13 protein-coding genes and 1 pseudogene are annotated in these 16,848 nt (G+C 32.0%); 7 read left to right on the top strand and 7 right to left on the bottom strand.

The window, feature by feature from the left end; genetic code table 11:
- Window positions 1-159: 159 nt before the first annotated feature.
- The 3 genes from ASD98_RS11055 to ASD98_RS11045 all read right to left on the bottom strand — a co-directional run bounded on the left by ASD98_RS11055 (window position 160) and on the right by ASD98_RS11045 (window position 4,235).
- Window positions 160-516, bottom strand: a complete 357-nt coding sequence (locus ASD98_RS11055; RefSeq protein WP_056204277.1) for a hypothetical protein — start codon at window positions 514-516, stop codon at window positions 160-162.
- A gap of 158 nt (window positions 517-674) precedes the next feature.
- Complete coding sequence (locus tag ASD98_RS11050) at window positions 675-1,853, bottom strand: AIR synthase related protein (protein ID WP_056204273.1); 1,179 nt, start codon at window positions 1,851-1,853, stop codon at window positions 675-677.
- A gap of 192 nt (window positions 1,854-2,045) precedes the next feature.
- The gene (locus tag ASD98_RS11045) at window positions 2,046-4,235 is read right to left on the bottom strand and encodes a glutamine synthetase III (RefSeq protein ID WP_056204270.1); all 2,190 of its coding nucleotides are present in this window, start codon (window positions 4,233-4,235) and stop codon (window positions 2,046-2,048) included.
- Between the two features lie 428 nt (window positions 4,236-4,663).
- Between ASD98_RS11045 and ASD98_RS11040 the strand changes: the two genes are divergently transcribed.
- The 3 genes from ASD98_RS11040 (at window position 4,664) to ASD98_RS11030 (ending at window position 8,693) form a co-directional block, all read left to right on the top strand.
- The gene (locus ASD98_RS11040; protein WP_042563234.1) at window positions 4,664-5,677 is read left to right on the top strand and encodes a glutamine synthetase beta-grasp domain-containing protein; all 1,014 of its coding nucleotides are present in this window, start codon (window positions 4,664-4,666) and stop codon (window positions 5,675-5,677) included.
- A 261-nt stretch (window positions 5,678-5,938) separates the two neighbouring features.
- Window positions 5,939-6,904 (top strand): TerC family protein, encoded by a 966-nt coding sequence (locus tag ASD98_RS11035; RefSeq protein WP_056204268.1) that lies wholly within the window; start codon window positions 5,939-5,941, stop codon window positions 6,902-6,904.
- Window positions 6,905-7,073: 169 nt separating this feature from the next.
- Window positions 7,074-8,693 (top strand): T9SS type A sorting domain-containing protein, encoded by a 1,620-nt coding sequence (locus ASD98_RS11030; RefSeq protein WP_056204265.1) that lies wholly within the window; start codon window positions 7,074-7,076, stop codon window positions 8,691-8,693.
- A 61-nt stretch (window positions 8,694-8,754) separates the two neighbouring features.
- Here the strand turns inward: ASD98_RS11030 and ASD98_RS11025 are convergent, their stop codons facing one another.
- From ASD98_RS11025 to ASD98_RS11015, 3 genes are all read right to left on the bottom strand, one after another.
- Entirely contained in the window at window positions 8,755-9,279 is a 525-nt protein-coding gene (locus ASD98_RS11025) for a hypothetical protein (protein WP_056204263.1), read from the bottom strand.
- An 86-nt stretch (window positions 9,280-9,365) separates the two neighbouring features.
- Complete coding sequence (locus tag ASD98_RS11020; RefSeq protein WP_056204260.1) at window positions 9,366-10,235, bottom strand: alpha/beta hydrolase family protein; 870 nt, start codon at window positions 10,233-10,235, stop codon at window positions 9,366-9,368.
- A gap of 175 nt (window positions 10,236-10,410) precedes the next feature.
- Window positions 10,411-11,283 (bottom strand): AraC family transcriptional regulator, encoded by an 873-nt coding sequence (locus tag ASD98_RS11015; protein WP_056204257.1) that lies wholly within the window; start codon window positions 11,281-11,283, stop codon window positions 10,411-10,413.
- Between the two features lie 450 nt (window positions 11,284-11,733).
- Between ASD98_RS11015 and ASD98_RS11010 the strand changes: the two genes are divergently transcribed.
- The 4 genes and pseudogenes from ASD98_RS11010 (at window position 11,734) to ASD98_RS10990 (ending at window position 14,649) form a co-directional block, all read left to right on the top strand.
- Complete coding sequence (locus ASD98_RS11010) at window positions 11,734-12,132, top strand: T9SS type A sorting domain-containing protein (RefSeq protein WP_056204254.1); 399 nt, start codon at window positions 11,734-11,736, stop codon at window positions 12,130-12,132.
- A gap of 561 nt (window positions 12,133-12,693) precedes the next feature.
- Window positions 12,694-13,058 (top strand): annotated as a pseudogene (locus ASD98_RS11005) (DUF3244 domain-containing protein).
- Window positions 13,059-13,487: 429 nt separating this feature from the next.
- Window positions 13,488-13,889, top strand: coding sequence for a DUF3244 domain-containing protein (locus ASD98_RS11000; protein WP_056204251.1), 402 nt, complete (start codon window positions 13,488-13,490; stop codon window positions 13,887-13,889).
- A gap of 373 nt (window positions 13,890-14,262) precedes the next feature.
- Window positions 14,263-14,649, top strand: coding sequence for a hypothetical protein (locus ASD98_RS10990; protein ID WP_056204244.1), 387 nt, complete (start codon window positions 14,263-14,265; stop codon window positions 14,647-14,649).
- Window positions 14,650-15,090: 441 nt separating this feature from the next.
- Here ASD98_RS10990 and ASD98_RS10985 read toward each other — a convergent pair whose 3' ends face one another.
- A complete protein-coding gene (locus ASD98_RS10985; RefSeq protein ID WP_056204242.1) occupies window positions 15,091-16,566 on the bottom strand; it encodes an alpha/beta hydrolase in 1,476 nt (491 codons plus the stop codon).
- Window positions 16,567-16,848: the final 282 nt, after the last annotated feature.

The following is a 16,848-nucleotide window of genomic DNA, read 5'->3' as shown; positions in this document are numbered from 1 at the left end:
CTCATTAGAAATAATATTGTCAATTAATTACAAATATAATTCAACAAAATCTTTTTATAGCCATACTCCTCAGGAGTATTTTATTGGTATCTAAATAATTCAAATCCAAAAAAAAATGCCCCATAGGGACATTTGTATTATTCGTGGAGATTCACAAAGTTATTCACTCATTTCATCATAACGTTCCGGAACCTGCGGATCGTAAAGCGGGCATTTAAATTCCTGCATCAAATCTACTAACTGATTCATGGTTTTTCCTTCGGTTCCATAACAATCAATTTTAATGCTTTGCGGAGTGGTAATAACTTGAAATGCGCCTTTTCCGTCTTTGTTTTTCCAGCTGTTTTCATCGACTCTTTCCCATTTTGAGAAAACAGAGTTGATACGATTGATAATTACCTCAACAGGAAGTTTTTCAAGACCGTCAACTTCTTCTTTTTCAACAAGAGCTTCGTAAACCTCGTGATGGTTTAGGTAAATTTCGTCTATATATCTCCAAAAAAGCAGTTCGTACATAATGAGGTGTGTGTTTTTAAACCATATAAGTGATATAAGAAAATATAAATGAATGCCATTGTTTACCAATTAGAACGGGGCTTCGACTTCGCTCAGCCTGACATTTTTAACACGTCCAATTTAATATGAACTTATATTACTTATATGATGAATAAAATTTAATATTCGAATGTTCCATATTCGCTGGTGATCGTTAGTTTTTTAGCATCGGCTGCTTCTACTCTACCTACGATTTGCGCATCAACATTGAATGATTTTGAAATTTCAATAATATCTTGTGCTATATTTTCCGGAACGTAAATTTCCATACGGTGACCGCAGTTGAAAACCTGATACATTTCTTTCCAGTCGGTTTTTGATTGTTCCTGAATTAACTTGAACAATGGCGGAACCGGGAATAAATTATCTTTTATAATGTGTAAATTCTGAACGAAATGTAAAATTTTAGTCTGCGCACCGCCGCTGCAATGCACCATTCCGTGAATCTCGTTTGGTGTGTATTTATCTAAAATTTTCTTGATAATTGGTGCGTAAGTTCTCGTTGGAGAAAGTACTAATTGACCTGCATTTATTGGACTATTTTCAACCTCATCAGTTAAATTAACCTGACCAGAATAAATTAACTCTTCAGGAACAGCGGCATCGTAACTTTCAGGGTATTTTTTAGCCAGATATTTTCCGAAAACATCGTGACGGGCAGATGTTAATCCGTTGCTTCCCATTCCTCCGTTATAACCTTTTTCATAAGTTGCCTGACCAAAAGAAGCCAAACCAACAATTACGTCTCCAGCCTTAATATTAGCATTGTCAACCACATCTGCACGTTTCATACGAGCTGTTACAGTTGAGTCAACAATAATTGTACGAACTACATCTCCAACATCGGCAGTTTCTCCTCCGGTTGAATGAATGGTTACTCCAAAAGATTTTAGTTCGTTGATTAATTCTTCTGTTCCGTTGATAATTGCCGAAATAACATCGGCCGGAATTAAATTTTTATTTCTTCCAATGGTTGAAGAAAGTAAAATATTATCGGTTGCGCCAACACATAGTAAATCGTCAATATTCATGATTAAAGCATCCTGAGCGATTCCTTTCCAAACCGAAAGATCTCCGGTTTCTTTCCAGTACATATAGGCCAAAGATGATTTTGTACCCGCTCCGTCGGCATGCATAATAAGACAATGTTCGTTGTCCTGAGTTAAATAATCAGGGACAATTTTACAGAATGCCTGTGGAAATAAACCTTTGTCAATATTTTTTATAGCGTTATGTACGTCTTCTTTTGATGCCGAAACACCTCTCTGTGCATATCTTTTGCTAGAATCTGAACTCATGAAAATTAGTTTGTGTTGATGTGGTGCAAAGATAATCCCTTTTTTTAATTCTTTAGGTATTCGAGTATAGGATTCAAAAAAGTTTTGCAGTGAATTACACTAATTTTTTTTCTTAAAAAACAAAAATCATCCTTATTGGATGATTTTTGAAAAATAGAATTTGTGTAAATTCGTGTAATTCGTGGCAAAAAATTATTTCGTAAATAATAATTCTCTGTATTTAGTTAATGTCCAGCTTTCGTCATCAACCAATAATTCTAATTTATCACAGTGATTACGGATGTCTTCAAAATATGGTTTTACAGTATTGCAATACGCTTCTGCCATTTTTTGACCATCAGTTAACTGATTTGCTTTTTTTCTTTCATTGGTCATGGCCAAAACTTTAGAATTGATTCCTTCAATATGACCAGAAATTTCTTTGATCAAAGTGATTTGCTCTTTTGCAATAGTTTCAAATTCTTTTCCGAAGATTTCTTTTAAACCTTTTACATTTTCAATTAATGTATTTTGATAACGAATTGCAGTTGGAATAACATGATTTCTGGCAATGTCTCCTAAAACTCTTCCTTCAATTTGGATTTTCTTGGTGTACTCTTCTAATTCAATTTCGTAGCGTGCTTCGGCTTCAATGTGATTAAAGATTCCCAATTCAGCAAATAAATCCAGAGCTTGTTTAGAGACTTTAGCTTTTATAGCTTCCGGAGTTGTTTTAAAATTACTCAAACCTCTTTTTCCTGCTTCTTTCTCCCACGCTTCACTATAACCGTCGCCTTCAAAAAGAATCTTTTTAGATTGTTTGATGTATTCTCTTAAAACATTAAAAATAGCATCGTCCTTTTTCATGTCTTTCGACTCGATCAGGTTTTCTACTTCATTTTTAAAATCTTTTAATTGTTTTGCTACAATTGCATTCAAAGTTGTCATTGCATTAGAACAGTTTGAATTTGAACCTACTGCTCTAAACTCAAATTTATTTCCTGTAAAGGCAAAAGGTGAAGTTCTGTTTCTGTCTGTATTGTCTAATAATACATCTGGAATTTTACCTACAACATTTAATTTCAAATCTGTTTTTTCTTCCGGAGATAATTTTCCAGTTGTTACACTTTCTAATTCAGATAAAACTTTTGTCAATTGTGCTCCAATAAATACCGACATAATTGCCGGCGGCGCTTCGTTTGCTCCTAACCTATGATCGTTACTTGCCGTTGCGATTGATGCACGAAGTAAAGTTTCATTGTCATTTACTGCTTTTATTGTATTAATAAAGAAAGTCAAAAACTGTAAATTACTCATTGGTGTTTTACTCGGACTCAATAAGTTAACTCCGGTATCTGTTGCCAATGACCAGTTGTTGTGTTTTCCTGAACCGTTTACACCTTTAAATGGCTTTTCGTGAAATAAAACTTTAAAATCATGACGCTCTGCAACTTTCTGCATCACATCCATTAATAAAGAGTTATGGTCTACGGCAAGGTTTGTTTCTTCAAAAATTGGTGCCAGCTCAAACTGATTTGGTGCCACTTCATTATGACGTGTTTTTACCGGAATTCCTAATAACATACATTCCTGCTCTAAATCTCTCATATAAGTAAGAGCGCGAGTTGGAATGGATCCGAAATAATGGTCGTCTAACTGCTGTCCTTTTGCAGATGTATGCCCCAATAAAGTTCTTCCTGTCATCACTAAATCTGGACGTGAATTTGCCAAAGCTTTATCTATAAGAAAATATTCCTGTTCCCATCCTAAAGTTGCGGTTACTTTTTTTACATTTTTATCAAAGTATTTACAAACTTCTGTAGCCGCTTCGTCAATTGCTGATAATGCTCTTAATAAAGGTATTTTATTATCCAGGGCTTCACCTGTATAAGCAATAAAAACAGTCGGGATACATAAAGTTGTTCCATATATAAAGGCTGGCGAAGTTGGATCCCAGGCCGTATATCCTCTTGCTTCGAATGTATTTCTGATACCACCGTTTGGAAAACTTGAGGCATCTGGTTCTTGCTGCACTAATTGTGCGCCGCCAAATTTCTCCACAGGATCGCTTCCATCATACGACGTTTCAAAAAAAGCATCATGTTTTTCTGCAGTAGTTCCGGTAAGCGGCTGAAACCAGTGTGTATAATGCGTAACTCCTTTGGCCAATGCCCATTCTTTCATTCCCATGGCGATATAATCTGCCAGTTTACGTTCTATTTTCGTTCCGTGTTGAATGGCATCTCTTACTCCTTTTAAAGCATCCGAAGTTAAAAACTGCTTCATTGCTTTCTCATTAAACACATTTGATCCAAAAAGATTCGATTTTTTATCAATTTCTTCAAAGTGTACCGGCTTTCTTGTAGAAGCTTCTTGTAAAGCTTGGAAACGTAATGTTGACATGTATATAATTTTAAAAATTCGTAATAATTTTCACAAAAAAATGAGCAACAAATATAAACAATAAAAGCCCCTTTTTTAAACTTAAAATCGAGAATTTTATACGCCGATTTATCAACATATGAAGCTTTTTTTAAAGAATAATAAAGATGATGTAAAGAAATATAACAAAAAAGCTCAGTATTATTCATTAAATAAACATTTTTTCATAATTCCTTAACCCTAAAATTCAAAAACTTACCTTTATTTTTACGAATTTATTTTTTTTATGTGTTTAAAATTGCTTTTTTTAAAATATACCCCTATCAAAATTGCGCTTCTCAAAAAAATTGTTGTCTGCCAAACAAAATAGCCCCCTAATTTTTAGGACTAAAAAAATAAATCTATATTTGACCCAGCGAAAAAACAAAAAAAAATAAATTTATATTATTATGGCTAAAATTAAGTTAGAGTACATTTGGTTAGATGGATACGAACCAACTCAAAATCTTAGAAGTAAAACTAAAGTTGAAGAACACGAAAATTTCAAAGGAACATTAGAAGAACTTGGAAATTGGTCATTTGATGGTTCGTCAACAAAACAAGCTGAAGGTGGATCTTCTGACTGTTTATTAGTTCCTGTGGCTATTTACCCTGATCCAACTCGTATCAACGGTTGGTTAGTAATGACAGAAGTTATGTATGCTGACGGAACTCCTCACTCTTCTAACGGTAGAGCTACTATTGATGATGATGGTGATTTCTGGTTTGGATTCGAACAAGAATATTTCATCATGGATACTAAAACTTTATTGCCATTAGGTTTCCCTGTTGGAGGTTATCCTGCTCCACAAGGTATGTACTACTGCTCGGTAGGTGGAAAAAACACTCACGGAAGAAAATTAGTAGAAGAACATGCTGATTTATGTATCGCTGCCGGAATTAACTTTGAAGGTATTAACCAAGAGGTTGCTTGCGGACAATGGGAATTCCAATTATTCGCTAAAGGTGCTAAAAAAGCCGGAGACGAAATCTGGGTTGCTCGTTACTTATTAGATCGTTTGACTGAGAAATATGGTTACTATATTGAATATCACCCAAAACCTCTAGGAGATACTGACTGGAATGGTTCTGGAATGCACGCTAACTTCTCTAACGAGGTGTTAAGAACATGTGGAGATCAAGCTACTTACGAAAGAATTTGTGAGGCTTTCCGTCCTGTTACTGCTGAGCATATCGCGGTTTACGGAGCTTACAATGACCAACGTTTAACTGGTAAACACGAAACTGCTTCTATTCACGATTTCTCTTATGGAGTTTCAGACAGAGGATGTTCTATCAGAATTCCTTTAATGACTGTTCAAAAAGGTTGGAAAGGTTGGTTAGAAGACAGAAGACCAGCTTCAAACGGAGATCCATACAAAATTGCTGCAAGAATTATCAAAACTGTTAAATCAGCGCTATAATTTAAAGCTTAGAATATATCCTAAAAGTGCCATCGTAATTGTTGGCACTTTTTTTTATGCCCTAACTTGTCATTGCGAGGAACGAAGCAGCCACACTAGCAAAAATTATAAAGCTTTATGTAATAGCACATAGATAACGCTGATTTAAACAGATTTTACATCTTATATCTCACAAATTAAATTTAAAAGACTTTTCTTATAATAACTTTTTCAGTAAAATTTCATAACTTACCTTTGTGTAATTCATTTAAAAAAAACATCATGATAGTCTGGACTCTCTTTTTACTGGCTGTAGTTTTTATTCTTGCTTTAGATTTAGGTGTATTCAACAAAACACCGCATATTATCAGCACCAAAGAAGCAAGCAAATGGACATTAATTTGGGTTACTTTATCCTTTCTGTTTTCAGGAGTTATCTATTGGCTTTATACTACAGATTATATTGCAAATCCCGACGGCTTAAAACCCGCTGTGGCTTCGATGAAGTTTATTACGGGTTATTTAATCGAATTATCTTTAAGCGTTGACAACATATTTGTAATTGCCATTATTTTCGCTTCTTTTAAAATTCCGCAAAAGTACCAGCACCGTGTTTTATTCTGGGGAATTTTAGGTGCGATTGTTTTTCGTGGTTTAATGATTTTCTTCGGTGTTATGCTGATTAATAAATTTAGCTGGACAACTTATGTTTTTGGAGTATTCTTAGTATTTACCGCTATAAAAATGTTGTTTTCAGGAGAAGATGAAGATTTTAATCCTAAGGATTCGTTTGTATACAAAACATTAGGAAAAATTATCCCGATTACTTCACACATGGAGCATGAGAAATTTTTCATTTTAACCGAAAAAGGAAAAAAGGCTGCAACGCCGCTTTTTGTTGCTTTGATTGTAATTGAAGTCATGGACGTTTTATTTGCTGTAGACAGCGTTCCGGCAATTTTAGCCATTACATCAGACCCCTTTTTAGTGTTTAGTTCTAATATTTTTGCCATTTTAGGTTTACGTTCTATGTATTTCTTCCTGGCAAATATGCTGGCAAAATTCAGTTTCTTAGAATATAGCTTAGTTGCTATTTTAGCTTTCGTAGGTTTAAAAATGCTTCTTCATGAATGGATTCACGTTCCAGAATGGGCTTCATTAGGATTTATTGCACTTTCGCTTTTAGTTGGAATTTTGGTTTCGCTTAAATTTGGAAAAGAAAAAGAACTTACTGATTCTGATTTGTAATAGTGTTTCAATATATATTCATAAAAAAAGGAAATCTTACGATTTCCTTTTTTATTTATTTTCGTTAAATCATTAAAAATAAGACAAATACTATATTTTAACTTTTAAAAATAAGATTTTACATATTTAAATGCTATTTTTATCTCATTATAAACCATAAATTTTTATCATGAGAAAAAATTACATTTACGCCATTTTTGTTTTCTTATTAGCCTTTACTTCATTTGGGCAAAAAGTTACGCTCACACCGACAGCTGTCAATGGTCAAAGTGTTAGTGGCGGGCCAATTAACTTAGGTTCAAATGCTTCATCAAGTGTATCACTAAGTGTTACAGTCGAAATGCCAGCAATACCAGGAAATAGCGGAACAATTACCATTCATTCCGTAAATGGTTTAAATGACAACATAGTAATTAATGGAAATGGTGGTGCGTTATTTTTTGGCGAGGGAAAAACAGCTTCTCGAAGTTTTGTTGTAACTTTAACAGCAAGTAACTTTAGTACTTCAGGATATATTTATGCCGAATATAAAACTGGAGTAGTTTATAAAAGTAATAACTTATCTGTAATTAAAAATGGAGTACCTCCTACGCCACCTGTCTCCCCCAATCCTCAAGAAGAAATTGGCCCTTACGGTGGAACTCCGCTATTCCCTGAATTTACTAAGTATTATAGCATAGCTTCACAAGATTGGATTAATGATGCCGGAGAAGTAATAAAAACCAATACAGCTTTCTATGATCCAGTTGTTATAAGAGAAAGAACAACCTTTAGTAATGGAGCAGTATCAATTCCAAATACATTCAGGTATTATGTTGTTGATTTTTTACCATATCATAATAATCTAAAAATAGACAATTTTATTCAAAATGATCAATACTTACTAAATGGAGAAAACCCTCGAACTATACTAGGGAATCAAGCAACAGAAACTCATACAGAAAACACTACTGCATCTAGGCCCCCAGTTATTACTAAACCATTAAATAACTATCAATGGCAGAGTAGAATTAAATACCCATTAAGATGGGATAATATTACAGGTTATTTTCAAACATATGGATGGAAAGATATTTCTGGAGCAACACAGATAAATTATACCCCAACGAAATCCAATTTACCGATGGAATATAGAAGATTAATATTAGAAAACATAACCGATAAATCTGACTATCGAAGATGTGCAACTAGTAATATTATTGACGTAGTACCGTTAATCACTGACTTAACAAAAAATACAATCTGTTGCGATCAAACCGTTAGTTCAGACAATCTTGCAAGTCCAATTACTGGTACTTCCGCACTAGGAATATATTATCAATGGCTGATATCTGAAGATAACGTAAACTGGACGCCGATCTATGAAGCAACAAACCAAAATTATACCCCAATCAAATATGGGTACAGAAACGCTTTTGAGTCTAAAACACAATACTACAAAAGAATTGTGTATGACTACACAAAAAATATAAATTATCTAAGCAATATTGTAAAAATAATTTTTGAAGCTCCATCGGGAGAAAATCAATCTATAAAAATCTATCCTAATCCAACAACATCACTTTTAAACATAGAAACTACCAGAGCTACTGTTACAATTACTAATAGTACAATTACTAATAGTACTGGTAACACAGTAACACCTGCCAGCAATACAGCTATTAGCTTAAATTTAACCAAGCTAGATGTTTCAAATCTCCAGCCGGGTATTTATTTTATAAATATGTTTGTAACCACAATAGGATCATCTAGAGGATATACTTCTCAATCAACATTTATAAAACAATAAATTAAAATTCATAAAAAAAGGAAATCTTTCGATTTCCTTTTTTTACATATATTATAGTCTATTATAATTTTATTCTTTTAACATTACTATCATCAAGTTTGTACTTTTTGATTACAGCATTATAATCTGAATAATCAGCTTTATTAATTGATTTTCCTGTTTCAAAAATATCTGCCGGAACAATTACAATTCTAAAAATCTGATCTTGAGTCCAATCTGGAGAAAGTGTATTTAATGGAAAATCTGCTCCAAGGAAAATATTAACTCTATTTAATGTATAATCAAAATTAAAATCTAGAGCCCCACCATCAGTCATGTAGTATGTTTGTGGCATTAGTCTCCAAACATCATTTCCACTTTGAATTGCATACAAATGATAAACTAAGACTACATCATTTTTATAAATTGCTGGTGTTAAAGGCACAGTTACCAAATATCCATTATTGGAAGTAAAATCCACTTCTCTTTCAATAACTTCCGAAACTGGAGCATCATATCCTGGAGGCCCTTGTGGCCCTTCCGGCCCTTCACAACCAGTAAAGGCAAATAACCCAACAACAGCGAATAACGTAAGTATCTTTTTCATAATATATATTTTTTTAAAGTTTATAAAAGCATTCCAAAAACCAAACCAAAAATTTTGTTAAACAGGTTTTGGAATAAATTTTTTTATTATTTTTTTACAACAAGCTGATTCTTAAACAGGATCTTGCTAAAAAATAATACATGGTAAGGTAAGGAATTTTCCCAATATTCCCAAGTATGTGCGCCAGGACGTTCAGTATAATCGTGTTCTACCTTATTATATACCAATCGGCGGTGTAATTCTCTGTTGGGCTCAATAAGGAAATCATCTACTCCGCAGTCAATAATTAAAGGCAATTTGTTTATTTTTATTTTATCCAGCATTCCCATAACGGCATGCTGCGCATACAACTCCGAATTATCACTTTTGTCTCCAAAAACAGGCTGCATTAATTTTACTACTTGCGCCGAAGATTCACGGTTAAGCATTGTACTCATATCTACTGCCCCGCTCATACTTCCGGCTGCACAAAATAAATCAGGATGTCTTGCAGAAAGATATAAAGCGCCGTGTCCGCCCATAGAAAGTCCGGTAATAACTCTTCCTGTCCTGTTGCTAATTGTTCTGTATGTTTTGTCTACTTTTTGAACTACTTCCTGCGTAATAAAAGTTTCAAATTGGCTTTCTTTATTTACAGGACTGTCCAGATAAAAACTAAACGTTTCACCTTCGGGCATTACGATGATTAAATTATATTGATCAGATAAACTCTGAACCAGTTTTTTATTGGGAGTATTTTTTAACCAGTCACTAAAATGCCCGTATGCTCCGTGCAGTAAATACATTACCGGAAACGTGGTTTTACTTTTTGCATACGAATTTGGTAAAACTACAGCTGCCTTGTAGGTTTTGTTCATGGCGGTACTTACAATTTGTAAAGTATCTACTTTTGCTGCGTATGTCATTGACGAAATACACAGAAAAACAAAGAATACTAAAATTTTAAGGTTTTTCATTTTGATAGTTTTTTTGATTAAAGGAATGTAAATATACCTTTTTTCTGAACAAACTATAGATTACACAAATTAAAATGATTCTCTACATCTGTAAAAAAAATAGCCACGAATCACGAATTTAATTTAATATAATTCGTGAATTCGTGGCTAATAAATTTAACCTTCAAAAAAACTATTAACTAATAATAATCTTATGTTCGTGACGGTATTGCGATGCACTTTTACCTGTGTATTGTTTGAAAGATTTGCTAAAGTGGCTGAAATTATTAAAACCGCTTTCGTAACAAACTTCATTAATACTTATAGGTTTTTCTGCCAAAAGTTTAGAGGCATGCACCAATCTATATTCGTTTACAAACTCTGTAAAAGTTTTATTGGAAATCTTTTTAAAATATCTGCAGAAAGAAGGCGTTGTCATACTCACTAAATTCGAAACTTCGTCGATAGCGATAGACTGCTGAAAATTATCTTTAACATAATTAAAAACCACATTCATACGATCGCTGTCCTGCGTTTGCAGTTCCATTGTAAAACCGTCTGCATTTAGCATTGTATATTCTTCAGACGAATCTAATTCATCCAGAATACTTAAAAGTGTCAGCAAACGTTCAAACGGAAGCTGGTCTTCCATCGCTTCTATTTTTTTTCCAATCTGTTTTTTAGTTTCACCTCCAAAAGCGATTCCGCCTTTAGACTGACTTAAAACATTTTGAATCTTTTTCATTTCCGGTACAACAAAAAAGTCATTCCCTAAAAATTCAGGTTTGATATGAATAACCGTTTCGTTTACGTTTCCCGTTTGTTCATTCGTAAAGCCGCAATGCGGCAAATTAGACCCTATCAAAATCAAACTACCATTTGTATAATAGGAAACATGGCTTCCTATTTGTCTTTTTCCTGCCCCGCCGTTAATATAAACCAACTCAATCTCTGGATGATAATGCCATAAATGAGCTTTGCTATTGGTCTTTTCGGCGTGTTTGCTGTAGGTAAAAGAACTTCCGTATGAGTTAGTTATCACTTCAAGAGCTGGGGCAATTGTCTTCATGATAATTTCTTTAAAAAATAATAGCAAATTTAACAAAAACACCTAAAATAATTTAAATTTTAACCTATAACGGTTTCGTAAATGAGAATATTTCATCAAAATGACAAAAAAGCTAACCTTCAAATTATCACTAAATGACCTTTTTTTAAATGACCCGTATTTTTATTCCAGATTTTTTTAAGATATCATATTTATTCGACCATATTTATAGATATTCATTATTTCTGTAAGAATATTAGAAGTTTTCAAAAACATTAACAATCTCAAAATGTTTGAAAAATAACAGCGTAATTAACTAAAACACCTAAAATAATTCAAATTTTAACCTATAACGGTTTCGTAAATGAGAATATAGCATATAAATTGGAAAATAGAGTTGATATTATTTTCGCATAGCTGAAGTAATTTTACATCAGAGAATTAGAGGTAATAATTTTAAAAACAAATACTATGAATAAGATAAAATTAAGTTTAGTATGTGCGGTGCTTTTATCAGGAATCAGCACTTATGCGATTGATGGGAATGAGGACTTTAATCTTCATGTATTGAAAAACGGTAAAACGATCACTTTTGGTCTTAACCAAACTCAGAAAGCAAAATTAGCTATATACGATAAAGAAGGTACTTTATTCTATTCTGAAAATGCTTCTGGTAAAGACGGAATTTTAAGAACTTTCAGCTTACAAGATTTCCCTGACGGAACTTATTTCTTAGAAGTTGAAGACAATGCAAAAAAAGTTAGATATGAAATTAGTGTAAATAACGAAATCGCTACTTTATCTTCAAAAGCAATTTCATCTGTTTACAAAACAGTTTCTGATAAAAATACTAGCGTAGCAGTACGCTAAAAAACTTATACTTCTCATAAGTATAAACTAAGGTTAGATAGTTAGTAAAGTTAAAAACGTAAGTTTTAAAAACAGCTCTTTGTGGTTATTGGGCTGTTTTTTTTTGTTTTAAACTTTTTGAAAAGCACTTAATTTAGTTTCACGCAGATTCTGCAGATTTAGTAGATTCTTTTTATTGTAATTATAATTACGTCTCGTCTATTGAAACCGCCAGGTATGTTTCCAATTGTATCCATACAAGAAATCTACACATTCGCCACCTCCTAAAATCACACCGAATTTCAATATAGCCCGTGGTTTCAACCACGGGAACACAAAGTTGATATTGTATTATACCTATATATAAGGTACAAAAATCCTAAAAATGATATTTTGCAAAAACATTGAAAAATAATAGCTGAATTAACAAAAACACCTAAAATAATTCAAATTTTAACCTATAACGGTTTCGTAAATGAGAATACAGCATCGAAATCGGAAAATAGAGTTGATATAAAACATATATATCTGAAGTAATTTTACATCAGAGAATTAGAGATAATAACATCAAAAACAAATACCATGAAAAAGAATTTAAAATTGAGTTTAGTATGTGCTGTACTTTTATCAGGATTAAGTACTTATGCAATTGACGGAAAAATGCTTTTAATCTTCACGTATTAAGAGCTAACGGAAAACTAATCACTTTTGCTTTAAACCAAACTCAAAAAGCAAGTATTAGTATATATGACAAAAACAATAATTTAATTTATTCTGAAAACGCTTCTGGTAAAGACGGAATTTTGAGAACTTTTAGTTTAGAAGAATTTCCAGCCGGAACTTATTTCTTAGAAATTGAAGACAACTTTAAAAAAGCAAGACACGAAATCACTATTACAAATGATTCTACAGTTTTGTCTTCAAAAGCCCTTACAACAGTTTATTAAGCAGATTGCTGCAAAAAAATATAGTGTGCCCCAAATACACTGAAGAATTTATACTCGCATACAGTATAAAAATGAGGTTAGATAGTTAGTAAAGTTAAAAAACGTAAGTTTTAGAAACAGCTCTTTGTGGTTATTGAGCTGTTTTTTTTGCTCTTTACTTTTTGGTAAAACCGGCTTTACAAATTCACTTCCTTGCGACTTCGTTTATTACTAAAATGTAAGAAAAACGTAAAATCAAATATTTTCAAAATAGTTGAAAAATAACAACCTAATTAACAAAAACGATAAAAATAATTCAAATTTTAACCTATAACGGTTTCGTAAATGAGAATACAGCATCGAAATCGGAAAATGGGGTTGTTAAAAAATCAGCACTTCTGTAATACTTTTACATCAGAGAATTAAACTAATAATTTAAAACTAACAGTTATGAAAAAGATTTTAAAATTGAGTTTAGTATGTGCAGTACTTTTTACAGGAAGTACATATGCAATTGATGGAAATGAAGACTTTAATCTTCATGTAATAAAAGCTAACGGAAAGCTTATCACATTTGCGATCAACAAATTGCAAAAAGCAACCCTGGCAATTTATGACAAAGACGGAAATCTAATTTATTCTGAAACTGCTTCAGGTAAAGATGGAATATTAAGAACTTTTAGCTTAGAAGAATTTCCAGAGGGAACTTACTTTTTAGAAGCTGAAGATAATGTAAAAAAAGTGAGACATGAAATTACTATTACAGACGATACAACTGTATTATCTGCAAAAGCAGTTTCTTCTGTTTATAAAACAGTTTCAGAAAAAAGCACAAGCGTAGCAGTGCGCTAAAAAAGTTATACTTCTTGTAAGTATAAAACTAAGGTTAGATAGTTAGTAAAGTTAGAAAAACGTAAGTTTTAGAAACAGCTCATTGTGGTTATTGAGCTGTTTTTTTATGTTAAATTTTTCGGTTTTTGAAAAAATTGAAAATTTTTGAAAAATTATTCTTAATAATTGTATGTATCTGGTTTTTATAGTATTAAAAAAATTCATTTTTTTTGAAACCGCAAGCCCCGTATTTACGTACATAGCGTAGACAAAACACAGAAATAGTTTTAATTCAGCATTTTAAGTATTAAAAAACACGTTTTTTTTGCGGAAAATTAAATTTGTATTTGTAGTTTTGGACGTTCCACATTTAGTAATAAAACTTTAAAAAAACATGACAAAATTTACCAAAACCGGGCTTGTTGCGGCCTTCTTTTTTGCAACACTATTTTCTTACGCTATTGATGGAAAAGGCGATTACATTTTAAACATTCAAACTGGAAACGGAAAAGTAGTTAGCTTTACTTTAGACACCTTTGAAAAGTCATCTTTTTCTATTTACGACGAAAATCACAATTTACTTTATGCGGGAGATTCTGCAGCAAACAAATTAGAGGTTTCGAAAACAATAAGTTTAGAAGGTTTACCAGCCGGAACTTATGTGTTAGAAGTTAAAGTAAACGACAAAGTTGCGAAACACGAAATTAAAGTTGTTGCGAAAAAGGCAAAAACTGTTAAGTTAGATGAGTCAGTAAACGAAAGTCCTGGGTTTCGTCGTTAAACCACTTTTTTTGCCCCACAAAAAAAATGAAAGCAGCTCTATAAGATGGAGCTGCTTTTTTTATGGATAAAACTTTTACTCCAATCTTGTTCATGATGGATTAAAATCCATCCCTACAATATGCTTCGTTCCTCCGGAACTTTTTATAGAATTTCATTAAAAATACCGCAATATTGTCATTTCGATGGAGGAGAAATCGCACTCGAAACTCAATAATGTTAATCTTCTGCTGGCGAGCGGGACGCTCGCGCTAGGAGGTGATTCATTCCGAAAAATGAAGATTACGAATTAATCAAATCAACAAAGCTTTGTGCTGCCCGAAGTCTCCATCTGCTGTCGCGAGAGTCTCGTTCGTGCATTTCGCTGCGTTCACTAACGGGACACTCGCGCTAGCGAGGAGTACTTTTTAAACTTAGAATTAAAAAGTACTCTTTTTAATCATTATCTAAATAGCCAATAAAATAATCCATTTTTGGTTTTATTAATTAATCTTCTTTTTTTAGGCTCCCAACCATCTTCAAACAGAATATTCATATCCATTAAAAGTTCTTTAGTTTCAAAAATATAACTATGATGATTTCCTTCTGACATAACATCTGAAGCGTCAATACTATCAATATCTTTTGATACAAATATATTTTTCCCTCCTTGTCCTAATCGTATTTTACCAATACGCAATGTTTTTGAAAAATTTAATGCTTTATCTTTATCTGATGCATAAAGAGTTCTTTTAAATCCAATATTCTTAAAAGTTGGTAAGATTGTATTACTAAAAACATCTTGATCTAAATCTGGTGCAGCTAATACTATTTGGTTTATAACTTTTATATAAGGTTTAAAACTTGCTTTATTTGCAAGATTATTCAATGCTCTTGTGATTAATCTATTTCCCATACTATGGGCAATTATATGCATTTTTTTAACCTCTGTTTTTATTATAAAATCTTCTACAAACTTTTCTAATTCAGGAATGCTAGCATCTGCATTCTCAATATCTTTAAGATAATCAATAGTATTTCCTGAAGAAGGCCAACTAAAGAAACCTGTTAAACCATTAAATGGTGTATCATAGGCTATTTGCCCAGTTCTCCATGCAGCTTCAGCAAAAGAGTTATTATATCCGTGCACAAATAAAAGAGCTGATTTATTTTCCGTATTTGGTAAATCATTTTTTAACCATTGGTAAAAATTGTCTTCTGATTTTTCTTCAATTTTCTTTAAAACAATATGTTTCTCATCATTTTCAGATAAACTAAACAACCATAAAATTTTTGAAGGTCTCTCAATGTTTCCTTGAATATGATCTTTGGGAATATTTATTTTACAAGAACCATAACGTAATTTATCTAATCTGTCTCCAAAATATAAATTTACTTCATCTTTTCCTGTTCTATTTCTATTCGTCGCAAAGAAAAGTTCAACTTGTTTTTTTATATCTTCATTAGTATTTTTTATAGGCTCCAAAGAATTAATAGATTCATATCTACCATAATCTCTTATTTGTACTTGGCTGTTTCCTTTTTTACGACTTTTTGTTGTTGAAAAATTTCTGTTATTTAGGATATTATCAATTTCAAAATTAAAAGTTTCACCTGAATAATAATTCGCAGTTAAACTTTGATTAAAGACAATTCTTCCTTGGTACTCAATTCTAATTATTGCATTTATTTTATCCCAATTACTCTTATACTTACTACCACTAAATTTCATCATTAAAGGATAATTTTCAGTATCATTTAATTTTAGTATACCTACAAAAAGTGAGTTTATAGGACCTTTTCTCATTACCGTCGTTTTGATTTCATTAATAATAAAATCAATTTTTAAATCTAAAACAACATAATTAAAAATAATGAAATATCTTAGATAATTGTTGTTTTCTATTTTTCCCTTTTCATTATTTCCGATAATTTCCATTTATTTCTTATTAAATATTATTTCAACAATTCGCACGAAAAACAACCATTTTTTATTTATCCAAATAATTTATATTTAGATCATAATATTAGTTAGAATTTCAAATGTATTAAAAAACACTACAATACAATCAAGTATAAATACCTGTATTTCAGAAGTTTAAAAATATTGTTTTGTATATCAATCTTGAGTTTTTAAATTTTAAAAACTATTTTTGCGAATATTTCAACAAAAGCCATAAAAAAACCTCCCAAAATCTTGAGAGGTTTTTCTATATCATTA

Source organism: Flavobacterium sp. Root186 (genome assembly GCF_001428525.1).
Classification (GTDB): Bacteria; Bacteroidota; Bacteroidia; order Flavobacteriales; family Flavobacteriaceae; genus Flavobacterium.
The sequence above is the reverse complement of the archived record's forward strand: the minus strand, read 5'-3'. Positions and strand labels throughout refer to the sequence as shown.